This window comes from Fuchsiella alkaliacetigena (assembly GCF_023227765.1).
Taxonomy (GTDB): Bacteria; Bacillota; Halanaerobiia; order Halobacteroidales; family Acetohalobiaceae; genus Fuchsiella; species Fuchsiella alkaliacetigena.
Genome location: NZ_JALKBZ010000037.1, coordinates 1 through 24,685 on the forward strand (window position 1 = coordinate 1; position 24,685 = coordinate 24,685).

Genomic DNA, 24,685 nt, shown 5'->3' on the forward strand with positions numbered 1-24,685 from the left:
ATATCTCAACCTTATCTACCATGCTAAAAGTACAGATAGGACTTTCACCTATTATCAATGTAATTTACGGAACACACAGTAAAAAGGACTAAGCTAAAATTTTAGCTTAGTCCTTTTATTAATGCTTATTTAAAATTAACTACTCATTCTTCGTTCTAAACGCAGTTTATCGGCAACTTTAGCAATAAACTGAGAATTAGTAGGCTTACCGCTCTCAGAAGTAATAGAGTGCCCAAACATCTCGTTAATTGCTTCAGTATTTCCTCGTTCCCAAGCTACTTCAATAGCATGGCGAATAGCTCTTTCCACTCTACTAGGCGTAGTATTAAAATTACGAGCCACTAATGGATATAACTCCTTAGTAACTGCTCCTAATAATTCAACCTCCTCTACTACCATATTAATAGCTTTACGCAGATATAGATAACCTTTAATATGAGCCGGCACTCCAATCTCATGCATAATATCAGTAATTTGCATATTTAAATCCTGATTTTGATTGGAATTTCCAAGTGAACTAGCAGTCAATCCTCCCTGTACCTCCAAAGGATTAGCTAACTGTTTAATTCTGCTCACCAACTTTTCTAAGTCAAAAGGTTTGAGGATATAGTAGTTAGCTCCTAACTCCACAACTCGCTGCGTTAGCTCTTCTTGCCCAAAAGCAGTTAACATAACTACCTTTAAGTCAGCAATCATTCCTTTAGAATTTAACTCCTCTAAAACTCCAACTCCATCTAAATGAGGCATTATTATATCCAAGACTAATACATCCGGATCTTTTTCCTCAATTAAATCTAAACCCTCCAAACCATTATGACCGATTCCAACTACCTCCATTCCTTCTTTGCCTTCAATAAATTCTTCAACTAGTTGACAAAATTCACGATTATCATCCACTAGCAGTATCTCTATGTTCTCTTTTCCCATAATTAAATCCCCCTTCTAAATTTAACCTCTCTTATACTTATTTATTTTCATAATATAATAACTTCTACATTTATTTCCAGTTTCCTCCTTCTTTTCTCTAAAATCTAATAAAAAAAGAGCTAGGAGGTCAACTTCCCAGCTCTTTAGCTACTTCTTGTTCTATAATTCCTGCTTCTTCTATCATCCATTCAGCTAAAATCCCATAGCCGCGTTGAGAATCATCAACAAAAACATGAGTTACTGCTCCCACTAATTTACTATTTTGAACTATCGGACTACCGCTCATACCTTGAATTATGCCGCCAGTTCTATTTATCAAATCCGAATCAGTAACCTTAATTACTAAGCCCTTTTCCTGAGCCTGATACTGCTGTCTAACTCTTTCAATCTCAACTGTAAACTCCTCTATTTTACCACCTTCAACTACTGTATACATTTTGGCCGGGCCCTCTTCAACCTGCAAAGCCGTAGCAATAGGAACTGCTTCTGAAAAAAACGGATTATTTAAAGGCTTATTTAATCTACCGTAAATTCCAAAACTAGTATTTCGCTCAATAATCCCTAAAGGATCCTGTCCATTAAAAAAGGTACTTAACTTCTCTCCTGGAAAGCCTTGGTTCCCTTCTTCAATTCCCGCTACATCTGCCTTAACTATCTTGCCCTCATCAACAGGAATCCGGAGTTGGGTATTAGGTTCAGCAATCATATGCCCTAAGGCTCCATAACTACCAGACTCTTCTTCATAAAAAGTTAGAGTTCCTATTCCTGTTGTCTTATCATCAACATAAAGACCAACCATATAACGTCCAAACTGATTTTGAACCGGTTCTAAAGTCTCTTCAACTACTTTTCTACCTCGTTGTATCTTTAACTCTAAGTTTTCTCCTCTTCGACCGTAGTAATCAATTAATTTAGCCAATTCATTCTTGTTTTTTATCCTTTCTCCATTTACAGCCAAAATTCTATCGCCTACATTAATATCAGCCTGTCTAGAAGGGTAATACTTTTGCTCATCTTCACCTAAAACATAGGACTTCTGTACTACCATTATTCCTTCAGACTCCATAATAACCCCAATGGACTGGCCACCTGGATAAACCTCTACCTCTGGAATTACATTTACTACAGTCCTTCTTAAAGGTATAACTCCAAATAAATTAAATTCCAGGTCAATTTCTCCTACAGTAGTAGCTTCAATAGCCAAAGGTTGACTTAAATTAACCTTATGGTAATCATTATTCACCTGTTGACCATTGATATTAATCCCTGCTTCTTGTGGGGTCCGGATATAAACTTCAAAAGGAAAGTTAATATTGAGCAATTGACGATTACCTCTGATAACTTGAAAGCTTTCTGGAAAGCCAACTAAAGTTAATAATTGGGGAGTTAAAGTAATTATTAATAATAAAACAAGAAAACTATAAACTAAATACTTACGCCTGCGTTTCACTAATTAGATCACACTCCTACACAACCTCCCCATTCATTTCATTTTCCTCCTCAAATAAAAAAAGAACATCTTCAGTTCTATACTTAAAGATGCCCTAAAAATCCACTGCTTATTCCACTTCACTTTTAGTAAATATTCAAATGCTTTCCTTTTTACTTTGAGCTGCTTTAATCATCTCCTGAGCATGCTTAACTGTAGTTTGATTATGCTGACTTCCGCCGAGCATTCTGGAAAGTTCATAGACTCTTTCTTGACAACTTAATCGCTTTAAATGAGTTTTTACAGAATCATTATCGGTTAATTTAGAAATGTGATAGTGACTATCGCCTACACTAGCAATTTGAGGTAGATGAGTAATACAAAGCACCTGCTTATCTTGGGCTATAGCTACTAATTTATCGGCTACCAGTTTAGCAACTTGACCACCAATTCCGGCATCAACTTCATCAAAAACTAAAGCTTGTACCTGATCTACTTCAGCAATTATCTTTTTTAAAGCTAACATAGTTCTAGAAATTTCACCACCAGAAGCAATTTTTGCTAAAGACTTTAGTTCTTCACCCGGATTAGTAGAAATTAAAAATTCAACTCTATCTAAACCTTGCGGGGAAATATCCTCTAAATCTAATTCGCCTTTTGTTTCGGTGTAAGTTCTTTTAAAAGATACCTTAAACTTATTCTTTTTCATAGATAGATCCTTTAATTCTGAAATAATCTTACTTTCAAAGTCACGAGCTACTTTTTTTCGCAAAGCAGATAACTGTTCAGCTGCTGATAAGTACTGCTCTGCTAACTGTTGAACTTCGTTTTTTAACTTTTGTAACTTTATTTCGCTATTTTCTAAACTACTTAATTCTTCCTCAATTTGTTCTTGATAACTTAAAATTTCAGCTACATCATTTCCATACTTACGTTTTAATTGATTGATCTCCCTTAAGCGCTCTTCTACTTCGTTTAAGCGTTGAGGATCAAACTCTAAATTTTCTTGATAGTCACTTAAGTCATAGGCAACCTCTTCTAACTTATAAATGGAGCTACTCAACATCTCCACTATAGGCTCTAACTGTTGATCAATAGCTAATAGACCGTCCAAGTCTTTTTTAAATTCTTCTAAGCGATCCACTACTGACATCTGTTCATAATCACCAGCATAAAGTTGATGGTAAATTTGATCAATGCTTTTAGCTAAGTTTTCTACATTAGATAATTTTTTCTTTTCAGCTAATAACTTTTCATCTTCACCTGCTGTAAGCTTAGCTTCTTCAATCTCTTTTAATTGAAATCTCAATAAATCTATTTTCCGAGCCCTTTCTCTTTCATCTTGATCTAATTTAGATAATTTTTCTTTCTTTTTCTTAATCTGTCGATATAAGTCTTCAACTTCAGTTAATAGCTCCTTAGCTTCAGCACCTCCAAACTCATCCAATAAAGCCAACTGTTGGCTAGGTTTAAATAACGACTGGTGCTCATGCTGGCCATGAATATCAACTAAATACTGACTAACCTCTCGCACCATCTCCAAAGTAACTATTCTGCCGTTAATTCGACTTTTATTATTTCCATTTCGATTTAACTCTCGACTGATAATCAAACCCTGTTCAGAATCAAAATCTATTCCTAATTCAGCTAACTTTTTTTGGGCCCGCTGATTTTCTTTAATTATAAAATTAGCTTCAATAACCGAAGTATCTTCTCCACCGCGAATATAGTCAGTATTAGCCCTACTTCCTAAAAGCATGTCCAAAGCATTAATAACTATCGACTTACCCGCTCCAGTCTCCCCGGTAATTATATTTAAGCCGGAAGTAAACTCTACTTGCACCTCTTCAACTAACGCAAAGTTATAAATATTCAAATCGGATAACACAGCTAATCACTCCTTAAAGAGTCAAACTACGTAGCTTAATTAAAATACTTTCTACCGCCTCGGGCGGCTTAACAATAATCAAAACTGTATCATCACCAGCAACAGTTCCTAAAATATGCTCCCAATCAGCAGTATCTAGCAAAGAAGCTACTCCCTGAGCAGTACCCGGCAGGGTATTGATCACAATTAAATTTTCACTATAATCTATTTCCTCTACTGAATCCTGAAACATCCGCCGCATCCGCCCCACTAAACTACCTGGCTTAGGCTCCGGAGGTAAAGCATATTTATAGTTCCCATCTTTAGTAGGAACCTTAATCAAACCTAATTCCTTAATATCTCTCGATACAGTAGCCTGAGTTACCTCTATTCCTTCACCTCTTAATTTATTAGCTAACTCTTCTTGAGTACTGATATCTTCTTCTTCAATACAGTGCATAATTTTCAGGTGACGTTCATTCTTCATCAACCTTCCCCCTCTAAAAATCCTTCCTCCGCAAACGCGTTCTCAGAACTTTATAAAAGTGATAGTTCTCTAATTTAATTAGCTCAGTAACTAGTTCTGAGCCTCTAACCATTATCCTATCAGCTGAAGCTAACTCAAATCCTTCCTGCCCATCTACAGTTAAAACTACATCTTCATGCTCCGAAACAACAACTATTTCAATATCTTCAGCAGCCGAAGTAACTATAGAACGAGCATGTAGAGTATGAGGACAAATCGGAGTCAAAATTAGTGATTTCAAGTTAGGATTTACTATTGGCCCGCCGGCTGAAAGTGAATAAGCAGTAGAGCCGGTAGGACAAGCTATAATCACTCCATCAGCTGGATAAGTAGTTAAGTACTCTCCATCTATGTAAGTTTCTAACTTTATCAAACGTGAAAAAGCCCCTTTAGTAATCACTATATCATTGATAGCTACGAAGTTCTTAATTATTTCTCCATCTCTAATTACTTCAGCTTCAATCATCATTCGTTCTTCTATCTCGAAATCACCAAGCAATAACTTTTCTAAAGCAGTCTCTAACTCTTCTAGCTGAATATCGGTTAAAAAGCCTAAATTACCTAAGTTAACTCCTAAAATAGGCATTTCAACATCAAAAAAATCTCGAGCAGTATTTAAAAAGGTTCCATCACCGCCAAAAACAATTACTAAGTCCACTTTATCAATCATTTCTCTACATGAGGCAGTCTTAGTCAAAGCTCCTACTAATTCAGCAGACTCATTTTTAACTAAGTAGTCTATATTATGATCTTTTAGCCAAGTTATCACCTCTTTAGCTATCTGTATTGCTTTATCTTTAGTAGGATTAGGAATTAACCCAACTCGTTCCACCAAACCACTCCTCAATTTTCTTTAGTTCTCAATCTGTTCTGCTGCTGCTATTACTTCTTCTAACTTTGAGGCTAGATTATCTATTATTTCTTGAGTAGTATCTAAAGTAAAATAAGCCAAATACTCAATATTGCCACCTTTAGCTCCAGTAATAGGTGAAAAAGAAAGATCTATTAACTTCAAATCTATTTTTTGAGCACAATTTACAACTTTCTTGATTACCTCTCTATGCACTGCTAAATCTTTAACTACTCCATTACTATTCACGTTCTCCGGGCCCGCCTCAAACTGCGGCTTGATCAGGGCTAATACCTCTCCCTTTTCCACTAACAAACCCACTAATGCAGGTAAGATCTTAGTTAACGATATAAAAGCTACATCCACAGTGGCTAAATCAAATTGTACCTCAAAATCCTCCGGAGTTAAGTACCTAGCATTAGTTCTCTCCAGATTAACTACTCGCTGATCCTGTCGTAATTTCCAGGCTAACTGTCCATAACCCACATCAACAGCATAAACCTGTCGCGCCCCAAACTCCAAAGCACAATCGGTAAAACCACCAGTAGAAGCACCAATATCAATCACTACTTTATCCTGCACAGAGATCTCAAACTCTTTTAAGGCCTTTTCCAGCTTCAAACCACCTCGACTTACATAAGGATGTACTTCTCCCTTAACTCTAATTTCAGCTTCAACATCAACCTGAGTACCAGCCTTGTCCACTACTTGCTCATTAACTAAAACTAACCCCGCCATAATGGCCCTTTTAGCCTGAGAACGACTCGAAAATAAATCTCGTTGAGTCACTAACTTATCCAGCCTCTCTTTAGTCACCAAACTCCACTCCTTTAATCAACTATCTCTAATACTCTATCTATAATCCCTGCTTCATCTAATCCATATTTACTTCGTAAAAACTCTTGTTTTCCGTGCTCTATAAACTTATCAGGCAAACCTATTCTATCAATCTGAACTTGATTTAAGCTATGCTCTGTTAATAGTTCTAAGACTGCACTACCAAAGCCGCCCTGTAAAGCATTCTCTTCAATTGTCAACAAAACGCCAGTCTCCTCAGCTAAGCCTAAAATTAATTCCTCATCTAAGGGCTTAACGAAGCGACTATTGATCACCGTCACCTCTAGCTGATGCTCCTCAGCCAGCTTTTCAGCTGCCTCTAAAGCAGGAATAACCATAGTCCCAATAGCTAAAATAGCCAAATCAGAACCTTCCCTTAACACCTCTGCTTTACCTATCTCTAATTCTGTAATTTCTTCGTCAAGCTCTACTCCTAAAGCAGAACCTCGCGGATAACGCAACGCTGCCGGCAAAGGATAGTTAACTGCTGTCTTCAACATTCTACGTAATTCATTTTCGTCCTTAGGAGCCATTACCAACAAGTCAGGAATATGCCGCAAATAGGAATAATCGAAGGCTCCTTGATGAGTTTCACCATCCCTACCTACTAAACCGGCCCTATCTATAGCTAAGGTAACATTAGCCTTCTGTAAAGCTAGATCATGAACAACTTGATCATAGGCTCGTTGTAAAAAGGTAGAATAAAGGGCCACTACCGGTTTAGCTCCATTTAAAGCTAAACCAGCTGCTAAGGTCACTGCGTGCTGCTCAGCAATTCCTACATCATAAAAACGCTCCGGAAAGTTATTTTCAAAGTTGTTTAGACCAGTTCCACTGGGCATAGCAGCAGTAATGCCTACAATTTCCTGGTCTTCCCCAGCTAAGTCCACCAAAGCTTCACTAAAAATCTCTGTATAAGTAGGTAATTGACGTTCCCTTTTACTCTGACCAGTCCTAATCTCAAAAGGACCAGTTCCGTGAAAATCGGCTGGTGATTTTTCAGCTGGAGGATAACCTTTCCCCTTAGTAGTAATGGCATGAACTAAAATAGGTCCTTCTAATTTTTTAGCATGAGCTAAACCCTTCTGCAACTCAGCAATATTATGACCATCTATAGGACCTAAATAAGTAAAACCTAACTCTTCAAATAAAATACCCGAAGCAGCTAAATACTTTAAACCTTCCTTGACTCTTTCTACCGTCTGAATCAATCTTTTACCAATAGCTGGTATCTTATTAATTAATTCCTCAATATCCTCTTTGAGCTGATGAACTCTAGGCTCAGTTCTTAATCTAGTCAAATAGCCAGACATGGCCCCCACATTCTTAGCAATAGACATCTCATTATCGTTTAAAACTACTATTAAGTCTTTATCCAAATGACCAGCATGATTCAAAGCTTCTAAAGCCATTCCTCCTGTTAAAGCACCATCACCGATCACTGCTACAATAGAGTTATCGTCTTTCTTCAAATCACGAGCACAAGCCATTCCTAAAGCAGCGGAAATGGAAGTGCTGCTATGACCAGTATCTAAAGCATCGTGATCACTTTCACTGCGCTTAGGAAAACCACTCAAACCTTCATACTGACGCAAAGAAGAAAATTCCTCTTGACGACCAGTAATTAATTTATGAGCATAGGATTGATGACCTACATCCCAGATTATCTTATCGTCTGGACTTAAAAAGATACTATGTAAGGCTATAGTCAACTCCACCACTCCTAAACTCGGGGCTAAATGCCCCCCAGTCTCAGAAAGAGTAACAATAATCTGTTTCCGAATTTCTTCTGCTAATTTCTGTAATTCTAACAAAGAAAGTTCCTGTAAATCCTCAGGTGAATTAATACTGTTTAAATACTCTGACATAATAAAATATCACCTTCTCCATTTTTATTTAATTAATTTATTATCATTAACTGCTAATACTAAAAAATAATAAAGAAATTCCAATCCCTAATAAAGCACCAGCAATCACTTCAAAAGGCGTATGGCCAATCAATTCCTTCAATTTTTCCTGTTTTAACTCGCCTTGATAAAAAATTTCATCTACTAATTCATTTATTAATTTAGCCTGTTTTCCAGTAGCTCTGCGCACTCCAGTAGCATCATACATCACTACTAAAGTAATTGCTAAAGCTATAGCATACATATTACTACCCCAACCTTCTGTTAAACCAACGCTAGTAGACAAAGCCATCATAAAAGCAGTATGCGAACTAGGCATTCCTCCAGCTCCAACAAATCTAACCAAGCTCAACCTTTGCGAAGTAAGATATTCCAAAAGAACCTTTAAGCTCTGAGCTACTAACCAAGCCGTTAAGGCTACCATCAAACTCCAATTATTCAAAATTTCTATTATAAACATCTTTTTATCCCCACCAAATTAATAATCCCGAGCGACAATATAATCAGCCAAAGCAAGTAAAGGCTGAGCAGGCTCTCCAAAAATACTCAAAGCCTCCTTGGCAGTTGCGATCTTTTCCCGGGCCATACTTTTAGACTCCTCCAACCCATAAACTTCAGGAAATGTTGCTTTCTCCTGGTCTAAATCACTACCAATATCCTTACCTAACTTTTCTTCATCACCCACTATATCCAAAATATCGTCCACAATCTGAAAACTCAAACCTATATTCTGAGCATAAACGGTTAAAGCTGCCAACTCTTCAGCATCGGCCTCTCCTAAAATTCCACCTATTCTCACTGCTGCCTTTAATAAGGCGCCAGTCTTATGACTATGTATGTATTCTAGTTCCTCACTGCTTACTGAATTTCCTTGAGCAATAATATCAGCCACTTGACCTCCTACCATTCCCTGCCAACCAGCTCCCTGTGCCAACTCTCTATTAACCTCAACTACCTGCTCTGCCGTAAAGTCACCCTTTAATTGAGTTAGTAACTCAAAAGCATAGGTTAAAAGAGCATCCCCGGCCAATACAGCAATAGCATCGCCAAACACTTTATGATTAGTTAGTTTACCCCGGCGATAGTTATCATCATCCATACAGGGTAAGTCATCATGGATTAGCGAATAGTTATGTACCATCTCTAAAGCTACTGCTGCCGGCAGTACTGTCTCTTCCTGTTTAGCAAAAAGCTCCGTAGCTACTGTTAAAGTCAAAACTGGACGCAAACGCTTACCCCCAGCTAATACGCTATAACGCATAGCTTGACTTAAAGTTTTAGGCTTTTCATTTTTGGCTGGTAAGTAATCACTTAAGGCTTCATTTATTACTTCAGCTTTTTGGGAGATAAATTCCTTGATATTCATTATTTTACTCCTTTCCAGAACTATTATAAGGCTTTATTTCTAAATCACCTACTTCATTTTCAATAATCATCTCTATCTTCTCTTCAGTGTCGTCCAAAATTTTAGCACAAAAACGAGATAATTTAATTCCAGCTTCAAACTCTTTTAAAGAGTCTTCTAAGCTTAGCTCACCACTTTCCAATTTATCGACTATCTCTTCCAGCTCTGCTAAAGCTTCTTCAAAACTTAACTCCTCTTCAACAGACATTAGCCCCAACTCCTTTATCACTTATCACTCTTTTAATAATATCAATTATTAATTTCTATATCAAATATTTATTACTTGCCTATTATAAAACATTATCGTTCTATTGTTTCGTTGGCGATATCATCATTAATGCAAGCCTGAGCTAGTTGATATGTTTCAACCACTTGCCGTTCAGTCGGCATAGCTAGCATACAAGCAATGCTGGCTATGATAGAAAGCTAAGAGCAAAGATCAACTCTGGTGCTTTTACTGAAGATTTGAACTAAAGGCAAATATCCTACAGATCTCCTGCCTCCGGGCTATTTTACTACGCATTCGATATGCTAGTGCTGGCTTCACCTTTCGTATTTGAATTGAAAAGGCAGTGAAAGTCGCTCTTTGAAACATATCAACTCGCAAGTTTTCGTTATCAGCTCGGTCAAACAGGTGTTTCTAAGTGATATTAAAGATTATTTTGTAATGCTTCTTAACGAATCGGAACTAAAATAAGAACTGGTTTAGCCAATTTTTCTAATTAAAATTGGCAGGTTCTTATTTTAGTGGAGATGAGTTTTAAAAGCATAAAAATAATCTTTTTAACGTGAAACACCTGTTTGACCCCCACACTTAACGAAACAATATACCAATATTATTTTATTCCTTAAACTCGAATTTAAATATACACTATACTACTAACTGTTAATTATTAATTCAACTTTGTAAAAGTCTCATTTCAACTAAAAAGAAAATAGATTTAGGCTACTATAACCCAAATCTATTAAGATTTTAACACAAGCTAAAAGCAATTTCAATATTCTATTTTAAGCTAAAACTCCAGCTTTTCTAACTGAATCGCTGTTACTTCAGACTTAATCTTACCATCAGCTAAGACAATTTCTACTTCCTCACCAACCTCAACTTCTTCAACTGAACTTAAAGTTTCTTGATCTTCCTGACGACAAAGAGCATAACCTCTAGCTAAAGTATTCAAAGGCGATAAACTATCTAATCTACTTACCTGATGCTCTAGTTTTTCCTTAGTTAAAGAAAAATTAGCTTTAAAAGTACTTTTCAACCTGCTTTTTAACTCATCTAAGCGCTGTTTTAAACTACGTAATTCCCGATTAGGCTCTAAAAACACCCTCCGTTGAGATAAACTTTCTAAAGCAGTACGCCGGCTTTTAATCTGTTCTTTCATAGCTCGGATCAAGCTAGTCTTTAATTGCTTTAGATGCTTAGTCAGCTGTTCACAGCTAGGAATCACTAACTCAGCCGCTGCTGAAGGAGTAGGGGCCCGTAAATCGGCTACAAAATCCAAAATAGTATAATCAGTTTCGTGACCTACAGCAGAAATAATTGGAACTGAAGCTGCAAACACACTGCGAGCTAATTTTTCACTGTTAAAAGACCAAAGATCCTCTAAAGAACCGCCGCCGCGAGTAATAACAATTACCTCTACTTCTCCATAATCAATTAAGCGTTTTAAAGCAGCTAATAAACTCTCTTCAGCCTTTTCACCTTGTACAGTAGCTGGAGCAAGTAAGATATTTGCTTTAGCAAACCTTCTTTTAGCTACTGAAAGGAAGTCCCGAAAAGCAGCCCCAGTAGGGGAGGTAATTACTCCAATCCTACTGGGGATTTCAGGAAGTTCCTTTTTAGTTGCAGCAGCAAAAAGACCTTCACCCTGCAAACGTTTCTTCAACTGTTCATAAGCAATATGTAAAGCTCCAACTCCTTCAGGTTCTATCTCTTTCACATATAACTGATACTCACCCCGTGGTTGATAAAGACCTATATCCCCTTTAATTAAAACCTGCATTCCGTCCTCAGGCATAAAGCTTAAACTACGATTATAGCTTGCAAAGAGTACACATTTCACTCGGGTATCCTCATCTTTCAAAGTAAAGTACATATGACCTGAAGAATGGTGATGAAAGTTAGAAACTTCACCAGTTACTAGTAAATCACTCAAAAACTTATCATCTTCTAACTTATACTTAATATAATTATTTAGCTCAGTTACTGTAATTAACTGTTGCTCCATCTAGCCTTGCTGCTCCTTTCTGCTTATAACATTTCTTTACAAGACTTAACAGTATCTTTAAGTAACATAGCGATAGTCATCGGGCCTGCTCCACCAGGTACCGGAGTAATTGCAGAAGCTTTTTCCTTTACGTTTTCATAGTCTACATCTCCTACAATCTTACCGTCAACCTGATTAATTCCAATATCGATTACAATAGCTCCCTCTTTTACCATATCAGCAGTAATTAGATTTGGTACTCCAGCAGCTACAGCCACAATATCGGCTTCTTTAGTATAACTAGCAGTATCTTTAGTATCGATATGACAGACAGATACAGTAGCATTTCTATTTAACATCATTAAAGCCAAAGGCTTACCTACAATATTACTATGACCTACTATTGCTACATCCTTACCTTTCACATCAATATCGTACATATCCAATAAAGCCATTACTCCTTCAGGAGTACAAGGCTGATAAGCATCGCCCCCGAGTACTACTTCTCCTAAATTATAAGGATGGAAAGAGTCCAAGTCCTTTTGAGGATTAATAGACCTGATCACCTTATCATCATCAATATGATCCGGTAAAGGCATCTGCATTAAAATTCCATTTACTTGATCATCATTATTCAGCTTATCCAACTCAGCTAGTAACTTCTCTTCCGACACATCATCTTCTAAATCGATTACTTCCGAATCAATACCTACCTTTTCACAAATTCTTTGCTGCAGTTTAATGTAAGATGCAGAAGCTGGACTATCACCAACAAAAACAATAGATAGTTTAGGTACAACCCCTTCTTCTTCTTTCAGTTTAGCCGTCTCTGCTTTGATTTCTTCCTGAATCTCACTGGACTTAGCACTACCGTCTAAAATTAAAGTTTCCTCCGACATATATTAACACCCTCCAATTAAGTATTTTTAGCAAGGCCTTTTCTTTGATAAATTCTGATATTTAAATAGCCCTACTAGATTATATTATTCACGAAATAATTATAAACTCCTTTATTTAAAGCCTAACTTTACAGATTTTTCTTAACTTTCTAAACCTAAAGCAGCAACTCCTACAGCATTATCGGTACTGAATCGAGCTTCAGCAAAAAAAAGCTTAGCTCCCACTGCTGGATGTTCTAACTTTTTTCTCAACCTTTGGCGAAGATACTGATTAGCAGCTACTCCACCTACTAGTAAAACTTCCTCTAAATTCTCTTCTTGTAAAGCCTTCCTTAATACCTTCTCTAAAGCCTTAGCAATACAACTTTGCACTGCTAAAGCAATATCAGCCGGTTTTTTCCCAGCTTCAATTGCCCTCATAGCAGCAGAATTAGGGCCAGCAAAGCTGATATCATAAGCATCTACTGAAGAGGGAATAATTACTGCTCCCGATTCTCCCTGCTTAGCCAACTGCTCTAACTGCGGCCCGGCCGGAAAGTCAAAACCTAATCTAACTCCTACTCTATCTACAAACTGCCCCGCATGTAAGTCCACTGCTGCTCCCAACTTCTCCACCTTAAAGCCAGTTTCTTGTTTGGCAACCCTTAATAGCTCAGTAGTTCCCCCGGATAGATGAACAGCTAAAAACTTTTTACTCTGCGGGCCCTCAGCCGACCACAAACCGGCTTGGAGATGCCCTTCTTGATGAGAAACTTCCTGTAAAGGTACTCCCAGTAAAACAGCTAAACTCTTAGCAAAACCTTCCCCAACTCTAAAAACCGGCAGATAAGAATCGCTTGCCTGAGTAGGACTAGTGCTCACTACTATTTTAACTAAATCTTGCTTAATAAATCCAGCTTCATCCAAATCCTCTATCACCTCAGGCAACCTTTCAACATGTTGAAAGACAGCCTTAGACTGGCGTAATCCCCGCTGACCCTCTTCTACTTCTAAAAGGCTGCGTTGCTCTACTATCAAGTTACCCTCAGTATCCATCACCGCAGCCGAAGTAGTATAGTTGCTAGTATCAATTCCTAAGATCAAAGCCATAACTACTCCTCCAATTTCTCAACTATTTTTCCCAAAACTCCATTAATAAAGCTCGGCGCTCCATCAGCAGCAAAAGACTTAGCTAGCTCCACTGCTTCATCAATAGATACCTCAATAGGAATATCATCACAGTATAATATTTCATATAAGGCCAGCCGGAGAATATTACGATCTATCTTCCCCATTCTTTCCACATGCCACCCTTGAGCATAACGATTAAGCTTTGTATCTAACTCCAACTGATATTCATAAGTACCAGTAATAATTTTTTCTAAAAAGCTTCCTTCCAATTGAAAATCATTATCTAAACGTTCCGACAGCATTCCCAGATTTTTTTCTAGGCTTTCTTGATTAATATCCAACTGGTATAAGGTTTGCAAAGCTAACTCTCGTAGTTTATGTCTACTATAGTTTGTCATAGTAACTCCTTTCTATAAGCTCTTCACTAAACATCAAAAGACCACCTTATATTTCAGGTGGTAATTAAAATCAGCTATCTATTTGGTGGTAAAATATCATCAATAATATCTTTAAAGTTCCCACCTTGCTCATCATACCGCTGGCCTAACAAATAACCTGCTATTACAAAAACTAAAATAAACATTGTTATTATAAAACCAAAATAAATAAAAAGTAAGCTAATTAAAAAACCCAATAAAGCTCCAATAATCCTTCCTCTATATTCATAAACCAAAAGCAGCAGCTTTCCCAATACTTCTTTTTCCATAATTAACACCTCTTACTCTAATCTCATACTCGAAGTTTCAGTAATATTCCTTACTAATAACTTAACCTCAATTACTGCTACTCCGGTAGTTCTATGTAAATAATCCTTGATTTCAGTCTGAAGCTCCTCAGTTAATTGCGGAATATCGAGACCTGGATTAACAGAAACCTCCAAAAAAACTTGTAAACCTTCTTCAACAGCCTCTAGCTTAGATTCAAGTAACTTAACTCCAGCAGTCTGACTAATCACCTGAGTTACTAAGCTATCTATAGCTTTTAAAGAAATAGAAATCTGACCTAAGCTTCCCTGCTGCACTATAGTATTTTGAATTAAATTTCTTTTAAATAAGGGAGCAATAATCCTTAATGCAATTAACAAAAACACTGCCCCAACTACTGCTACTTCCGGACGAGCATAGTTTTGAATAATAAACTCAACTATATACTCCTGTGGAATCAGGGCAAAGCTAGTTAAAATCATTAATAAAGATAGAAAAATCAAAACAATGGTAAAGATAACAATTACAATTCTATCTATAATCTCCATCAGCATCCCCTTCCCAAAGTAAACATAACTAACCCTATTTAAATAGGGTTAGTTATTTACTAAAATACTTATCTAACTCTGCTTTCATTTACTTCTTCTTCTATTTCTACTTGCTCCTCTTCTTCCTCTTCTTCCTCTTCATCAAAGTTAACTCCTTGTACATGGATATTAACCTCAACTACTGTCAAGCCAGTCATATCCTCTATAGCCTGCTTAACATTATCCTGAATCTGCCAGGCAACATCTGGTATCTTACTTCCATATTCCATAATTACATAAAGATCAACAGCCGCTTCCTTCTCTCCTACTTCTACTTTAACTCCCTTAGACAAATTCTTCTTACCTAACATATCAGCAATTCCACCGGCTAAGCCTCCACTCATTCCGGCAACTCCTTCTACTTCGGTGGCAGCTAGACCGGCTATAATTGACACTACTTCATTAGCAATCCGAATCGTTCCTACTTCATCATCATTATTCTCCAATCACTCCACCTCCTACTCCTAAATAATTCAAAAAACTCTTAGCTATATTATAGGCATAATTTATCAACATTACTCTAATTCGTTAATAATTCTTCGTTGAATAAAGTTAGTATAGAAGTCTCCTCGCTTAAAGAAGGCATTATTGAGTACTATCTTATGAAAAGGAATAGTAGTTTCAATTCCTTCAATTTCATACTCATCTAAAGCTCTCAACATCCTCTGTATAGCCTCTTCCCTATCATTACCCCAAGTAATTAACTTAGCAACCATAGAATCATAATGAGGCGGGATCAAGTAACCAGGATAAGCACAGCTATCTACTCTAACTCCTAAACCACCAGGAACTAAATACTTATCTAGCTTACCCGGCGAAGGCCTAAACTGCTTTGTAGGATCTTCAGCATTGATTCGGCACTCAATTGCTGCTCCATCAAACTCTATATCCTCTTGAGTATAGCCTAACTCTTCCCCAGCAGCTATTCTAATCTGTTCTTTAATTAAATCTATCCCGGTAATCATCTCTGTTACTGGATGCTCTACCTGAATTCGAGTATTCATCTCTATAAAGTAAAAGTTATCATCTTTATCAAGCAAAAATTCCACCGTACCTGCATTATAATAATCAACTGCTTTAGCTGCTTTAATAGCCGCTATCCCCATCTCTTCTCTCAACTTAGGATCTAAAGCTGGCGAAGGAGCTTCTTCTATTACTTTCTGATGACGACGCTGTATTGAACAGTCTCTTTCACCTAAGTGAACTACAGTCCCGTGCTCATCGGCTAAGATTTGAAATTCAATATGTCTAGGCTCTTCTATATATTTCTCTAAATAAACCTCAGCATTACCAAAAGCCGCTTTAGCTTCAGAGCTAGCAGTCTGAATAGCATCAAGTAAGTCATCTTCATTATGAGCTATTCTCATTCCCCGGCCACCACCTCCAAAGGAGGCTTTGACCATTACCGGATAACTAATTTCCTTAGCCACTGCTAAAACTTCTTCATCATCACCGACACCTACTCCACCTTCAGTTCCCGGGACAACTGGAACTTCAGCTTCAATCATAGTCTCTCGAGCTACAGACTTATCACCCATTTTCTCTATAGCTTCAGCTGAAGGACCGATAAACTTAACACCACAGGTTTCACAAACTTCAGCAAAATAAGCATTCTCAGATAAAAAACCATAGCCTGGATGAATAGCATCGGCTCCAGACATATCAGCCACTGCAATTAAACTAGGAATATTTAAGTAACTCTTATTAGAAGAAGGCGGGCCAATACAGTAAGCTTCATCTGCATACCTAACATGCAAAGCATCCTTATCTGCTTCCGAATAGACAGCCACTGTTCTTATATTTAATTCTTTGCAAGCTCGAATAATTCGTAAAGCTATTTCTCCTCTATTAGCAATTAGAATCTTATCAAACATCATATCACAACCCTTCTAGTTCTCATCTGCTATATATTATAGTTCTTCAATCAAGAACAATGGTTGGCCGTACTCGATAGGCTCACCATCATCAACTAAGATATCTACTATTTTAGCTTTAGCATCGACTTCAATTTCGTTCATTAGCTTCATAGCTTCAATAATACAAACCGTATCTCCTTCTTCAACTACATCGCCCACTTCTACAAAAGGAGCTGAATCAGGTGATGGAGCTCGATAGAAAGTTCCTACCATCGGCGCTTCAATAGACTCTGTATCTACATCGTCTCCTACCTCTACTGCTTCCTTGGAGTCTTCAGTCTCTGCTGCAACTTCTACCTCGTTATCCACAGTAGAGCTAGCAGGAGCAGGACTAACCTTTTCCTGAGCAGTACCATCTACACTATCGGCTGTAATACTACCTCCTTTTTTAATATTAACCTTGGAGCCCTCAATCTCTAAATTAACTTCGGAAATATCAGTTTCGTTTAAAATCTTTAACAGTTCTTTAATCTCATTTAAGTTACTTAAGTCCACTTCTTCTTCCTCCTCACTTACTGGATTTAATTTATTATTAGCACCTTCACCAAAGATATTTTTCTCTTGTTTTCTTTCCTTTAAAAACTTCAAACCAACCTGAGGGAATAGAGCATAAGAAATATAGTCTTCCTCTTTTTCTACATACTGCTTAACTTCCTCGCGAACATCATCTAAGATAGGATCCAAGAGATCAGCTGGTCGTTGAGTAATCGGCTCTTCATCACCAATAGCTAACTTTTTAATTTTAGGATCTATTTCGGCCGGGGGTCTACCATAATAACCCTTAATATAAGACTTAACTTCATCTGGAATAACCTTATACCTTTCACCTAAGAGAACATTAAATACTGCCTGCACTCCCACTACTTGGCTAGTAGGAGTTACTAAAGGTGGATATCCTAACTCCTCTCGCACCTTAGGAATTTCATCTAATACATCCTGAATTCTATCTAAAGAGTCCTGTTTCTTTAACTGAGAAACTAAGTTAGACATCATTCCTCCTGGTACCTGATGAGAAAAGGTCTGCATATCAGTTAATTTGGTAACTCCTCTTTCAAAACCCCGTTTCTTTCTAATCTGTTCAAAATAATGTGCTATATCGAATAATTGCTCTAAATCAAAACCTGGATCGTATTCAGTATCCTCTAAAACAGCCGTCATAGTCTCTACTGGCGGGTGAGATGAACCAAAAGCCAAGGAAGCACTAGCTGTATCTATAATATCCGCTCCAGCTTCTATTCCTTTTAAGAAAGTAGGAATCGCTACTCCCCCAATATAGTGACTATGTAAATGAACAGGTAAATCTATTTTGTTCTTTATCTCTTTAACCAAATCATAAGCTACATAAGGCTTTAATAGGCCAGCCATATCTTTGATACAGATTGAGTCAGCTCCCATATCTTTTAAAGTAACAGCCAAATCTACGTAGTGATCAATTGTATGGACTGGACTTACTGTATAAGATAATGTACCCTGCACATGAGCCCCATTTTCCTGAACAGCTTCCATAGCTACTCTCATATTTCTAGCATCATTTAAGGCATCGAATATTCTAAAAATATCTACTCCGTTTTCAACAGCTTTAGCTACAAAGGCCCTCACTACATCGTCTGGATAGTGCTTATAACCAACTACATTTTGGGCCCTTAATAACATCTGTAATTTAGTTTCATTAGTATAGTCATTTATTAACTTCAAGCGCTCCCAAGGGTCTTCATTAAGAAAACGCATACAGACATCAAAAGTAGCTCCACCCCAGACCTCTAATGAATGGTAGCCTACTTCATCTATTTTACCAATTATAGGTAACATATCTTCGGTCTTCATTCTAGTAGCCCATAATGATTGATGGCCATCTCGCAAAGTAAGATCTGTAAATTTTACTTTTTTAGACATATTATCCCCCCTGATATTATTGCTAACTATTAATTCTAGAACTAATTATTAAATTCCTCCTTTAAAATTCCTAAGGCAATCGCATAATAATTTACCCTAAACTATTAATTACATTAGTTATAGCCTATCAGAAACCACCTATAAGAAAACCCAGGTTTAAAGCATAATAACCTGAGCAGCAGTCTTATTTTCTTATTATATCTTTTTACAATTTTTTTGTCAATTTATTCAGCAAAATTTTTCTCTATTATTGTAACATCTTCTAAGCCCAAACCTGTTGCTTTAGCAACTACATCACCAATCTTAGCTACATCACTTTCCTCTAAACCAGGAGTAGCAATAATTATATCTACAGAATTACGATGAATAAAGGAAAGAGCATCCTCAAAACCGCGGGCCCTAATCAAACTCTCTATCTCCATCTCTTTTTCCAAGGTATTAGTCATATCCAAAAGTCTATCCTGCGCTTGATCCTTTAAAGCTTCACTAGAATTAGGATTATTGATCATCTCTCTTAAGAGGCTGACCTGCTCGCTTCTAACTTTATCGCGTTCTAATCTATACTCCACAAAAAAATCTGCCCCTTCCTCTTCAACCTTTTCACTCACCTTGGCTACATCAACCGACTTACCCTCTAAGCTATTTAAATCACTTTCCTGATATGCTACTTCAGAAACAGCCTCTTCTACTTCTTTTTCTTCTTCCTCTTCAGCAGCCATCTGCTCAATCTCCACCTGTGAAGAATCATCAGCATTATAGATCACAATCCCCGTTACCATCCCCACCCATAACATCAGCACTAAAAACCAGACCATCTTCTTACGCACAAAAATTGACATAGCTTTCCCTCCTTGCTTATCTTTGCATCGGCATCACCGAAATTTTGTGAGCCGGCACTCCTAATCCAGATCTCACAGCAGCTATTAAATTAGCTTTAATCCGCGCCGACTCAGCTCCTTGAGCCACTACCATTACTCCTCTAATTTTAGGCTTAGTCTCCCCTTTAATTACCGCTTCCTCACTGCCATCACTACGCCGAACGATAACTACTTCTCGCTGCTCCTCTCGTTGTTCACTTACCTTTTCTGCTTCTGTTCCCTCGGTAGAGTCCTCTAAAACAGACTGTTCGGAAGTACTTATATCCTTGGCATATTCATACTTAGAGCCTGTATCCAAACTTACACTAACTGCTACCTTACCTACACCTGAAATACTACTCAAAGTTCTAGTTAACTTTTGTTCTAAAACCTCCTCATGTCTAGAAGAACTATAATAACTACTGCTCTCCTCCACTAATTCTTCATCCGACAGTAGTTCAGCTTGCTCATCGGTAGCCAGTAAATTACTAAAAACGATAAATAAGACTCCTAAAAAAGCTAATAAAACTAATCGTCTTACTAATTTAGAGTTCTGGCCCTTAAATAAACTATGATTACTTATCTTATTAAGCAGTCCTTTAATTCCTTGTTCTTCACTCACAGTCAACCCCTCCAAGTTCAGTTAGTTACTCTGCACAGAAATCTGATTCGTACTTAAACCATAAAAGTTAGCTAAACGCTCCTTTACTCTATCCTTTAGTTCTCCAGGAATATCTTCCTCAGCTGCAGTTGTATTTACCTTAGCCGCCTCCGACTTCTCCACCTCTGGCTCTAATTGAACTACAATCTGCTTAATCTCATTATCTGCTCCTAAATTAACCTTTGTTGCCAGCGGAGGTAAGCTATCATCAAAAGACAATAAAGCCTCCATCTGCCTAGCTACTTTAGCTTCATAGTCCTCCTGTAACAACTTTTGATTTGACTCTCGCAAACTCTCTCCTTGCCGCATTATCTCCGCTAAATCCTCCTGTTTAGACTCTTCACTAACAGTTAAAACTTGAGTGATATTCTGGAAATTATAGTTATAACCAGCATCTAAAAAACTCAACAAAGGATTCAAAATAGCAATTAAAATAAACAGCCCAAAAACTATTCGTGTGTACTTCTCTAAACTAGACTGCGGCAATAATAACTCTATAAAGGAAGTTAATAGAATAATTACTATCAAGTTTTTAAGCCAAGTATGTATCTGATTCAGCATTTAATTTTCACCTCAGCATAACCGTCATATTACCTACCCCAATCAAAATAGTCAACATAATAAAAAACATCAAGGCCACTACAAATACCGCTGCAAAGACTAATAATAGATGATTACCTAACTGATCTAAACAAATTACTATTTTAGAGTCACTAATCGGCTCAATTACCGCTCTAGCAAATCTATAAATAAAAATCAAAGCTACAATTTTAATAACTGAAAAAGCGCAGAATAAAAAAATAACAATAACTCCCAAAACACCTAGAGCATTTTTAATTAACAAAGAACCTCCAATCACCGTATCCAGAGTATCAGCAAAAAAGCCACCGATCACCGGTACAAAGGCGCCACTCAAATACTTGATCGTTCTGATAGTAATTCCATCTCCTACCGCTCCGGCTGTACCTTGAATAGCTAAAACCCCAATGAAGATAGTTGAAGCTGCTCCTAATAAGCCTAAGTTAATTTCTTTAATCAACTTAGCTAAGCCAGAAACATTGAAGTTATCTGAAATATTATCTACTAAAGATAAAACAGCTACAAAAAGAATCGATGGAAAGATAATACTCTCAATCAAAGTGCTCAGTAAACTTACCATCATAAAGGTAAGCGGTTGAAATATAGCTACTGAGGTAAGATTCCCTAAAGTTACCAATAGGGTTAATAAAATAGGTAACAGCGCATACATTACACTAGTCATATCGTTAATCGCCTGCTGAGCAACCCCAATAGCTACTCGAAAGGAGTTAAGAGCAATAATAACTAAGACCAAATAGACTACCTTATCCACTAATCTGCTTATATCCTGCTGAGCAAAAGAGTTTTGAAAGGTCTTAAGTACGGCCCCGATTACAGCTAAAATAATTAACTTTCCTAATAGTTCAAAATTAACTACTACCTCTCTAAATAGATAGCGCAATAATCCTCCTAGGATAGAGCTTAAATCAAAGCCCAGCTCTTCTTCGGTAAAAAAACCGATTAGATCATTCAAAGCTAAATCAGGTACATAATCGCCAGTCTCTCTATTTAACTTATCAATCTGCTCTTGAAGCTTGCTTAAATCCAAGCGACTCAACTGCTCTTCAACTAACTCTAAATTCCTCTCTTCAGCTTCCTCACGACTCAACCCTGGCTCACTTTCTGCTTGTAGAGAGCTTAAAGATAACTGGCTAATTAGTAAAACTAAAATTATAATTACAATTAGTCTTCTTGAATTATTGGTCAAATTAATCACACCTTTATTAACTCCTACCTTTAAGGAAGTAACTGCATTACTGACTCCAAAACGGCTAACATAATCGGAATAGCTAATACCATAATCAAAACTTTGCCTGCAAATTCTACCTTAGCAGCTATAATTCCTTCTCCAGCATCACGACAGATAGCTGCTCCAAACTCAGCAATATAAGCAATTCCAATCACCTTTAAAACTGTATCCAGATAAATTAAATCAACCTCTGCACTCAAGGCTAAATCTCTTAGCAGATCGACAATAGCTACTATTCTACCTAGCATCATTATAAAGATAATTATGCCCACAATTAAGCTTAGCTGCATGGCAATTTCAGGTTCATTCTCTCTAACTAATAAGATTAAGACCGTAGCTACCAAGCTTAAACCTACAATCTGTATTATCTCCATCAAATCACCTCACTAGAAACCAAATATCTGTCTGATGTCCCGAAATAGATCATTAATTAGTTGGATTACTATCATCAGTACAATAATTACTCCCACTAAGGTTAACATTTCTGCTTGTTCTTCTTTGTTGGCCTGTTCTAAAACTATGTTAAAGATTGAAATCAAGATTCCTAAGCCGGCAATCTTAAAAACTAAGTCTATGTCCATCTTTCAAGCTCCTTCCTCAAAGTTGTTATAGAGCTTAATACAGCAAGATGACTATCAATAGCCCCGTTAAAACTCCAAAGTAACGCCATTTCTTACTATTTTGCTGCTGAGCCTGCACTGCTTCTTGTTCTGCTGCTTTTAACTGCTCAAATAACAGCTTTAAATTCTTTTCTTGATGCTCTCGACTGGAGTTACCTAGATTTTTACCGAAGTTTATTAAAATTTCTCGGTCTTCATTTGTTAAAGCAGTCTGCTTAGCAAACTCTTCTTTTACTGTTTCTAACCAAGCCTGATCAGCGGTAATACTGTTATTACTTAAAGTCTCTTGGCAGTCCAAAAACAGCTGAGCTAATGGTTCTTCTAAATTTTGACCTACTCTAGCTAAAGCTGTAGGCAAAGGAGTAGCTACATAAAGAATTTCCTTTTCCAATATTTTAAAGGCTGTCTGTAACTTACGCAGTTGCTTCACTCGCAAACTAAACTCTCTAGCTCGAATAAAGCCTAAAATAGAAGTAGCTATTATAACTAATAAACTACCAATTAACTTAAGCATCACCAGCTTCGCCTCCGTTGTTTAGCATTGATTATCTTTTCGACAGTACCGGGCCCTCTTCTCCTGCTCAAAACAATAAATCTATCTATACAGTTAACCGCCAACAGATCTTTTAGGTTAGGTCGCTGCTCTATTTCCGCTAAGTCATTTCCATGTACTGAAGCTACAACTCTAACCCCAGCGTTTAAGGCTTCTAAAATAGCCTTCACATCGGCACGAGTACCAATTTCATCGGTAACAATTACCTCCGGCGACATAGAGCGAATTAATAAGATCATCCCTTGCGACTTAGGTGAGTTAGAAAGCACATCGGTTCTAATTCCTAATCTATTTTGCGGAACTCCCTGATAACTACCGGCCAACTCTCCTCGTTCATCAACCACTCCTACTGTCAGCCCTGAAAAATTAAGTTCAGGAATTCCATTACTCAGTTGTCTAATTATATCTCTCAGCAAAGTTGTCTTTCCGCACTGAGGTGGAGAAATAACTAAGGTATTATAAATATCAGCCCTATCCTTAATAATTTGCTGAATTACTGATTCAGCAGCACCAATAATCTGTTGAGACACCCTAATATTTAAAGCAGAAATATTCTTAATTAATTCAATCTTGTCTATATCTGCTACAGCCTGACCTACAAAGCCTACTCTATGTCCTCCTTCCAAGGTCAAATAGCCCTGTTTTAACTCCTCTTCTAAAGCATAAAGAGAGCTTTGAGTCATTAAGTTTAAGCTTTCCTTGAGATCTTGAGCCTTGGTATAGTAAGCTTGTTTAATATTTGTAGTAACTTGACCATCGCTAGTCAAGATTGCTTCACCTTGATTAAGCTTTAAGATTAAAGGCTGCTTAATTCTTAAGCGAATCTCTTCTGTCTGCTCTAAAATTCTCTCATTTACCTGCTCTAAAATATCTCTTAAATTACTCGCTAAAAGAGGAATTATTTCTTCTTTTATTCGCGTCATAAGACAACCACCTCAATACCATTACTATTAAGCCGATATTAAAAATATGCACCCAAAATAAAAAAATGCACTGAAAAAATTCAGTACATTTTAAGTAAGTTAAACTTGAATTCGGCAAGTAAAATAATCTAGACTTAAAAATTGAAAATAAAAGTGGGATTTCCCTTAATTCTCTG

At 37.1% G+C, this 24,685-nt stretch carries 27 protein-coding genes; all 27 read right to left on the minus strand.

Going from position 1 to position 24,685, the window contains the following annotated elements:
- Window positions 1-135: 135 nt before the first annotated feature.
- The 27 genes from spo0A to spoIIIAA all read right to left on the minus strand — a co-directional run bounded on the left by spo0A (window position 136) and on the right by spoIIIAA (window position 24,509).
- A complete protein-coding gene (spo0A, locus tag MWH30_RS10205; protein ID WP_248663979.1) occupies window positions 136-927 on the minus strand; it encodes a sporulation transcription factor Spo0A in 792 nt (263 codons plus the stop codon).
- A gap of 127 nt (window positions 928-1,054) precedes the next feature.
- Window positions 1,055-2,377, minus strand: a complete 1,323-nt coding sequence (gene spoIVB, locus MWH30_RS10210; protein WP_248663980.1) for a SpoIVB peptidase — start codon at window positions 2,375-2,377, stop codon at window positions 1,055-1,057.
- 136 nt (window positions 2,378-2,513) lie between these two features.
- A complete protein-coding gene (gene recN / locus MWH30_RS10215; protein ID WP_248663981.1) occupies window positions 2,514-4,244 on the minus strand; it encodes a DNA repair protein RecN in 1,731 nt (576 codons plus the stop codon).
- A 13-nt stretch (window positions 4,245-4,257) separates the two neighbouring features.
- Window positions 4,258-4,710: an arginine repressor gene (gene argR / locus MWH30_RS10220; protein WP_248663982.1), complete on the minus strand. Its 453-nt coding sequence runs from the start codon at window positions 4,708-4,710 to the stop codon at window positions 4,258-4,260.
- Window positions 4,711-4,723: 13 nt separating this feature from the next.
- A complete protein-coding gene (locus tag MWH30_RS10225; protein WP_248663983.1) occupies window positions 4,724-5,581 on the minus strand; it encodes an NAD(+)/NADH kinase in 858 nt (285 codons plus the stop codon).
- Between the two features lie 21 nt (window positions 5,582-5,602).
- On the minus strand, window positions 5,603-6,415 hold the full coding sequence (locus MWH30_RS10230) for a TlyA family RNA methyltransferase (RefSeq protein WP_248663984.1): 813 nt from the start codon (window positions 6,413-6,415) through the stop codon (window positions 5,603-5,605).
- Window positions 6,416-6,429: 14 nt separating this feature from the next.
- Entirely contained in the window at window positions 6,430-8,304 is a 1,875-nt protein-coding gene (gene dxs, locus MWH30_RS10235) for a 1-deoxy-D-xylulose-5-phosphate synthase (protein WP_248663985.1), read from the minus strand.
- Between the two features lie 46 nt (window positions 8,305-8,350).
- Window positions 8,351-8,803, minus strand: a complete 453-nt coding sequence (locus MWH30_RS10240; protein ID WP_248663986.1) for a divergent PAP2 family protein — start codon at window positions 8,801-8,803, stop codon at window positions 8,351-8,353.
- Between the two features lie 18 nt (window positions 8,804-8,821).
- Window positions 8,822-9,709, minus strand: coding sequence for a polyprenyl synthetase family protein (locus MWH30_RS10245; RefSeq protein WP_248663987.1), 888 nt, complete (start codon window positions 9,707-9,709; stop codon window positions 8,822-8,824).
- Window positions 9,710-9,713: 4 nt separating this feature from the next.
- Window positions 9,714-9,956: an exodeoxyribonuclease VII small subunit gene (gene xseB / locus MWH30_RS10250; RefSeq protein ID WP_248663988.1), complete on the minus strand. Its 243-nt coding sequence runs from the start codon at window positions 9,954-9,956 to the stop codon at window positions 9,714-9,716.
- 805 nt (window positions 9,957-10,761) lie between these two features.
- Complete coding sequence (xseA, locus tag MWH30_RS10255; protein ID WP_248663989.1) at window positions 10,762-11,979, minus strand: exodeoxyribonuclease VII large subunit; 1,218 nt, start codon at window positions 11,977-11,979, stop codon at window positions 10,762-10,764.
- 23 nt (window positions 11,980-12,002) lie between these two features.
- Complete coding sequence (locus tag MWH30_RS10260; RefSeq protein WP_248663990.1) at window positions 12,003-12,857, minus strand: bifunctional 5,10-methylenetetrahydrofolate dehydrogenase/5,10-methenyltetrahydrofolate cyclohydrolase; 855 nt, start codon at window positions 12,855-12,857, stop codon at window positions 12,003-12,005.
- Window positions 12,858-12,998: 141 nt separating this feature from the next.
- Window positions 12,999-13,946, minus strand: a complete 948-nt coding sequence (locus MWH30_RS10265) for a Kae1-like domain-containing protein (RefSeq protein WP_248663991.1) — start codon at window positions 13,944-13,946, stop codon at window positions 12,999-13,001.
- Window positions 13,947-13,948: 2 nt separating this feature from the next.
- Window positions 13,949-14,365 (minus strand): transcription antitermination factor NusB, encoded by a 417-nt coding sequence (gene nusB / locus MWH30_RS10270; RefSeq protein WP_248663992.1) that lies wholly within the window; start codon window positions 14,363-14,365, stop codon window positions 13,949-13,951.
- Between the two features lie 74 nt (window positions 14,366-14,439).
- On the minus strand, window positions 14,440-14,673 hold the full coding sequence (locus tag MWH30_RS10275) for a DUF2273 domain-containing protein (RefSeq protein WP_248663993.1): 234 nt from the start codon (window positions 14,671-14,673) through the stop codon (window positions 14,440-14,442).
- Between the two features lie 12 nt (window positions 14,674-14,685).
- Window positions 14,686-15,219 carry an alkaline shock response membrane anchor protein AmaP gene (amaP, locus tag MWH30_RS10280; protein WP_248663994.1) on the minus strand — a complete coding sequence of 178 codons (534 nt, stop codon included), beginning with the start codon at window positions 15,217-15,219 and terminating at the stop codon, window positions 14,686-14,688.
- Between the two features lie 68 nt (window positions 15,220-15,287).
- On the minus strand, window positions 15,288-15,704 hold the full coding sequence (locus MWH30_RS10285) for an Asp23/Gls24 family envelope stress response protein (protein ID WP_248663995.1): 417 nt from the start codon (window positions 15,702-15,704) through the stop codon (window positions 15,288-15,290).
- Between the two features lie 69 nt (window positions 15,705-15,773).
- Entirely contained in the window at window positions 15,774-17,132 is a 1,359-nt protein-coding gene (accC, locus tag MWH30_RS10290) for an acetyl-CoA carboxylase biotin carboxylase subunit (RefSeq protein ID WP_248663996.1), read from the minus strand.
- Between the two features lie 36 nt (window positions 17,133-17,168).
- Entirely contained in the window at window positions 17,169-19,067 is a 1,899-nt protein-coding gene (accB, locus tag MWH30_RS10295) for an acetyl-CoA carboxylase biotin carboxyl carrier protein (protein ID WP_248663997.1), read from the minus strand.
- Between the two features lie 224 nt (window positions 19,068-19,291).
- Window positions 19,292-19,906, minus strand: a complete 615-nt coding sequence (locus MWH30_RS10300) for a SpoIIIAH-like family protein (protein ID WP_248663998.1) — start codon at window positions 19,904-19,906, stop codon at window positions 19,292-19,294.
- 16 nt (window positions 19,907-19,922) lie between these two features.
- Entirely contained in the window at window positions 19,923-20,546 is a 624-nt protein-coding gene (locus tag MWH30_RS10305) for a SpoIIIAG-related protein (RefSeq protein ID WP_248663999.1), read from the minus strand.
- A 21-nt stretch (window positions 20,547-20,567) separates the two neighbouring features.
- The gene (gene spoIIIAF, locus MWH30_RS10310; protein ID WP_248664000.1) at window positions 20,568-21,146 is read right to left on the minus strand and encodes a stage III sporulation protein AF; all 579 of its coding nucleotides are present in this window, start codon (window positions 21,144-21,146) and stop codon (window positions 20,568-20,570) included.
- A 7-nt stretch (window positions 21,147-21,153) separates the two neighbouring features.
- Window positions 21,154-22,380: a stage III sporulation protein AE gene (spoIIIAE, locus tag MWH30_RS10315; RefSeq protein WP_248664001.1), complete on the minus strand. Its 1,227-nt coding sequence runs from the start codon at window positions 22,378-22,380 to the stop codon at window positions 21,154-21,156.
- Between the two features lie 20 nt (window positions 22,381-22,400).
- Window positions 22,401-22,787, minus strand: a complete 387-nt coding sequence (gene spoIIIAD, locus MWH30_RS10320; RefSeq protein ID WP_248664002.1) for a stage III sporulation protein AD — start codon at window positions 22,785-22,787, stop codon at window positions 22,401-22,403.
- A gap of 12 nt (window positions 22,788-22,799) precedes the next feature.
- A complete protein-coding gene (gene spoIIIAC, locus MWH30_RS10325) occupies window positions 22,800-22,994 on the minus strand; it encodes a stage III sporulation protein AC (RefSeq protein WP_248664003.1) in 195 nt (64 codons plus the stop codon).
- 34 nt (window positions 22,995-23,028) lie between these two features.
- Complete coding sequence (spoIIIAB, locus tag MWH30_RS10330; RefSeq protein WP_248664005.1) at window positions 23,029-23,547, minus strand: stage III sporulation protein SpoIIIAB; 519 nt, start codon at window positions 23,545-23,547, stop codon at window positions 23,029-23,031.
- Window positions 23,547-24,509 carry a stage III sporulation protein AA gene (gene spoIIIAA / locus MWH30_RS10335; RefSeq protein ID WP_248664004.1) on the minus strand — a complete coding sequence of 321 codons (963 nt, stop codon included), beginning with the start codon at window positions 24,507-24,509 and terminating at the stop codon, window positions 23,547-23,549. Before spoIIIAA ends, spoIIIAB begins: the two co-directional genes overlap by 1 nt.
- Between the last annotated feature and the right edge of the window lie 176 nt (window positions 24,510-24,685).

Coding starts and splice junctions, on each gene's coding strand:
- spoIIIAA (WP_248664004.1), bottom strand. CDS start 24,509: ATGACGCGAATAAAAGAAGAAATAATTCCTCTTTTAGCGAGTAATTTA.
- MWH30_RS10275 (WP_248663993.1), bottom strand. CDS start 14,673: ATGGAAAAAGAAGTATTGGGAAAGCTGCTGCTTTTGGTTTATGAATAT.
- amaP (WP_248663994.1), bottom strand. CDS start 15,219: ATGGAGATTATAGATAGAATTGTAATTGTTATCTTTACCATTGTTTTG.
- dxs (WP_248663985.1), bottom strand. CDS start 8,304: ATGTCAGAGTATTTAAACAGTATTAATTCACCTGAGGATTTACAGGAA.
- MWH30_RS10265 (WP_248663991.1), bottom strand. CDS start 13,946: ATGGCTTTGATCTTAGGAATTGATACTAGCAACTATACTACTTCGGCT.
- spoIIIAC (WP_248664003.1), bottom strand. CDS start 22,994: ATGGACATAGACTTAGTTTTTAAGATTGCCGGCTTAGGAATCTTGATT.
- MWH30_RS10300 (WP_248663998.1), bottom strand. CDS start 19,906: ATGTCAATTTTTGTGCGTAAGAAGATGGTCTGGTTTTTAGTGCTGATG.
- xseA (WP_248663989.1), bottom strand. CDS start 11,979: ATGGAGCAACAGTTAATTACAGTAACTGAGCTAAATAATTATATTAAG.
- MWH30_RS10240 (WP_248663986.1), bottom strand. CDS start 8,803: ATGTTTATAATAGAAATTTTGAATAATTGGAGTTTGATGGTAGCCTTA.
- MWH30_RS10245 (WP_248663987.1), bottom strand. CDS start 9,709: ATGAATATCAAGGAATTTATCTCCCAAAAAGCTGAAGTAATAAATGAA.
- xseB (WP_248663988.1), bottom strand. CDS start 9,956: ATGTCTGTTGAAGAGGAGTTAAGTTTTGAAGAAGCTTTAGCAGAGCTG.
- MWH30_RS10260 (WP_248663990.1), bottom strand. CDS start 12,857: ATGTCGGAGGAAACTTTAATTTTAGACGGTAGTGCTAAGTCCAGTGAG.
- accB (WP_248663997.1), bottom strand. CDS start 19,067: ATGTCTAAAAAAGTAAAATTTACAGATCTTACTTTGCGAGATGGCCAT.
- spo0A (WP_248663979.1), bottom strand. CDS start 927: ATGGGAAAAGAGAACATAGAGATACTGCTAGTGGATGATAATCGTGAA.
- accC (WP_248663996.1), bottom strand. CDS start 17,132: ATGTTTGATAAGATTCTAATTGCTAATAGAGGAGAAATAGCTTTACGA.
- spoIIIAF (WP_248664000.1), bottom strand. CDS start 21,146: ATGCTGAATCAGATACATACTTGGCTTAAAAACTTGATAGTAATTATT.
- spoIIIAB (WP_248664005.1), bottom strand. CDS start 23,547: ATGCTTAAGTTAATTGGTAGTTTATTAGTTATAATAGCTACTTCTATT.
- argR (WP_248663982.1), bottom strand. CDS start 4,710: ATGAAGAATGAACGTCACCTGAAAATTATGCACTGTATTGAAGAAGAA.
- nusB (WP_248663992.1), bottom strand. CDS start 14,365: ATGACAAACTATAGTAGACATAAACTACGAGAGTTAGCTTTGCAAACC.
- spoIIIAD (WP_248664002.1), bottom strand. CDS start 22,787: ATGGAGATAATACAGATTGTAGGTTTAAGCTTGGTAGCTACGGTCTTA.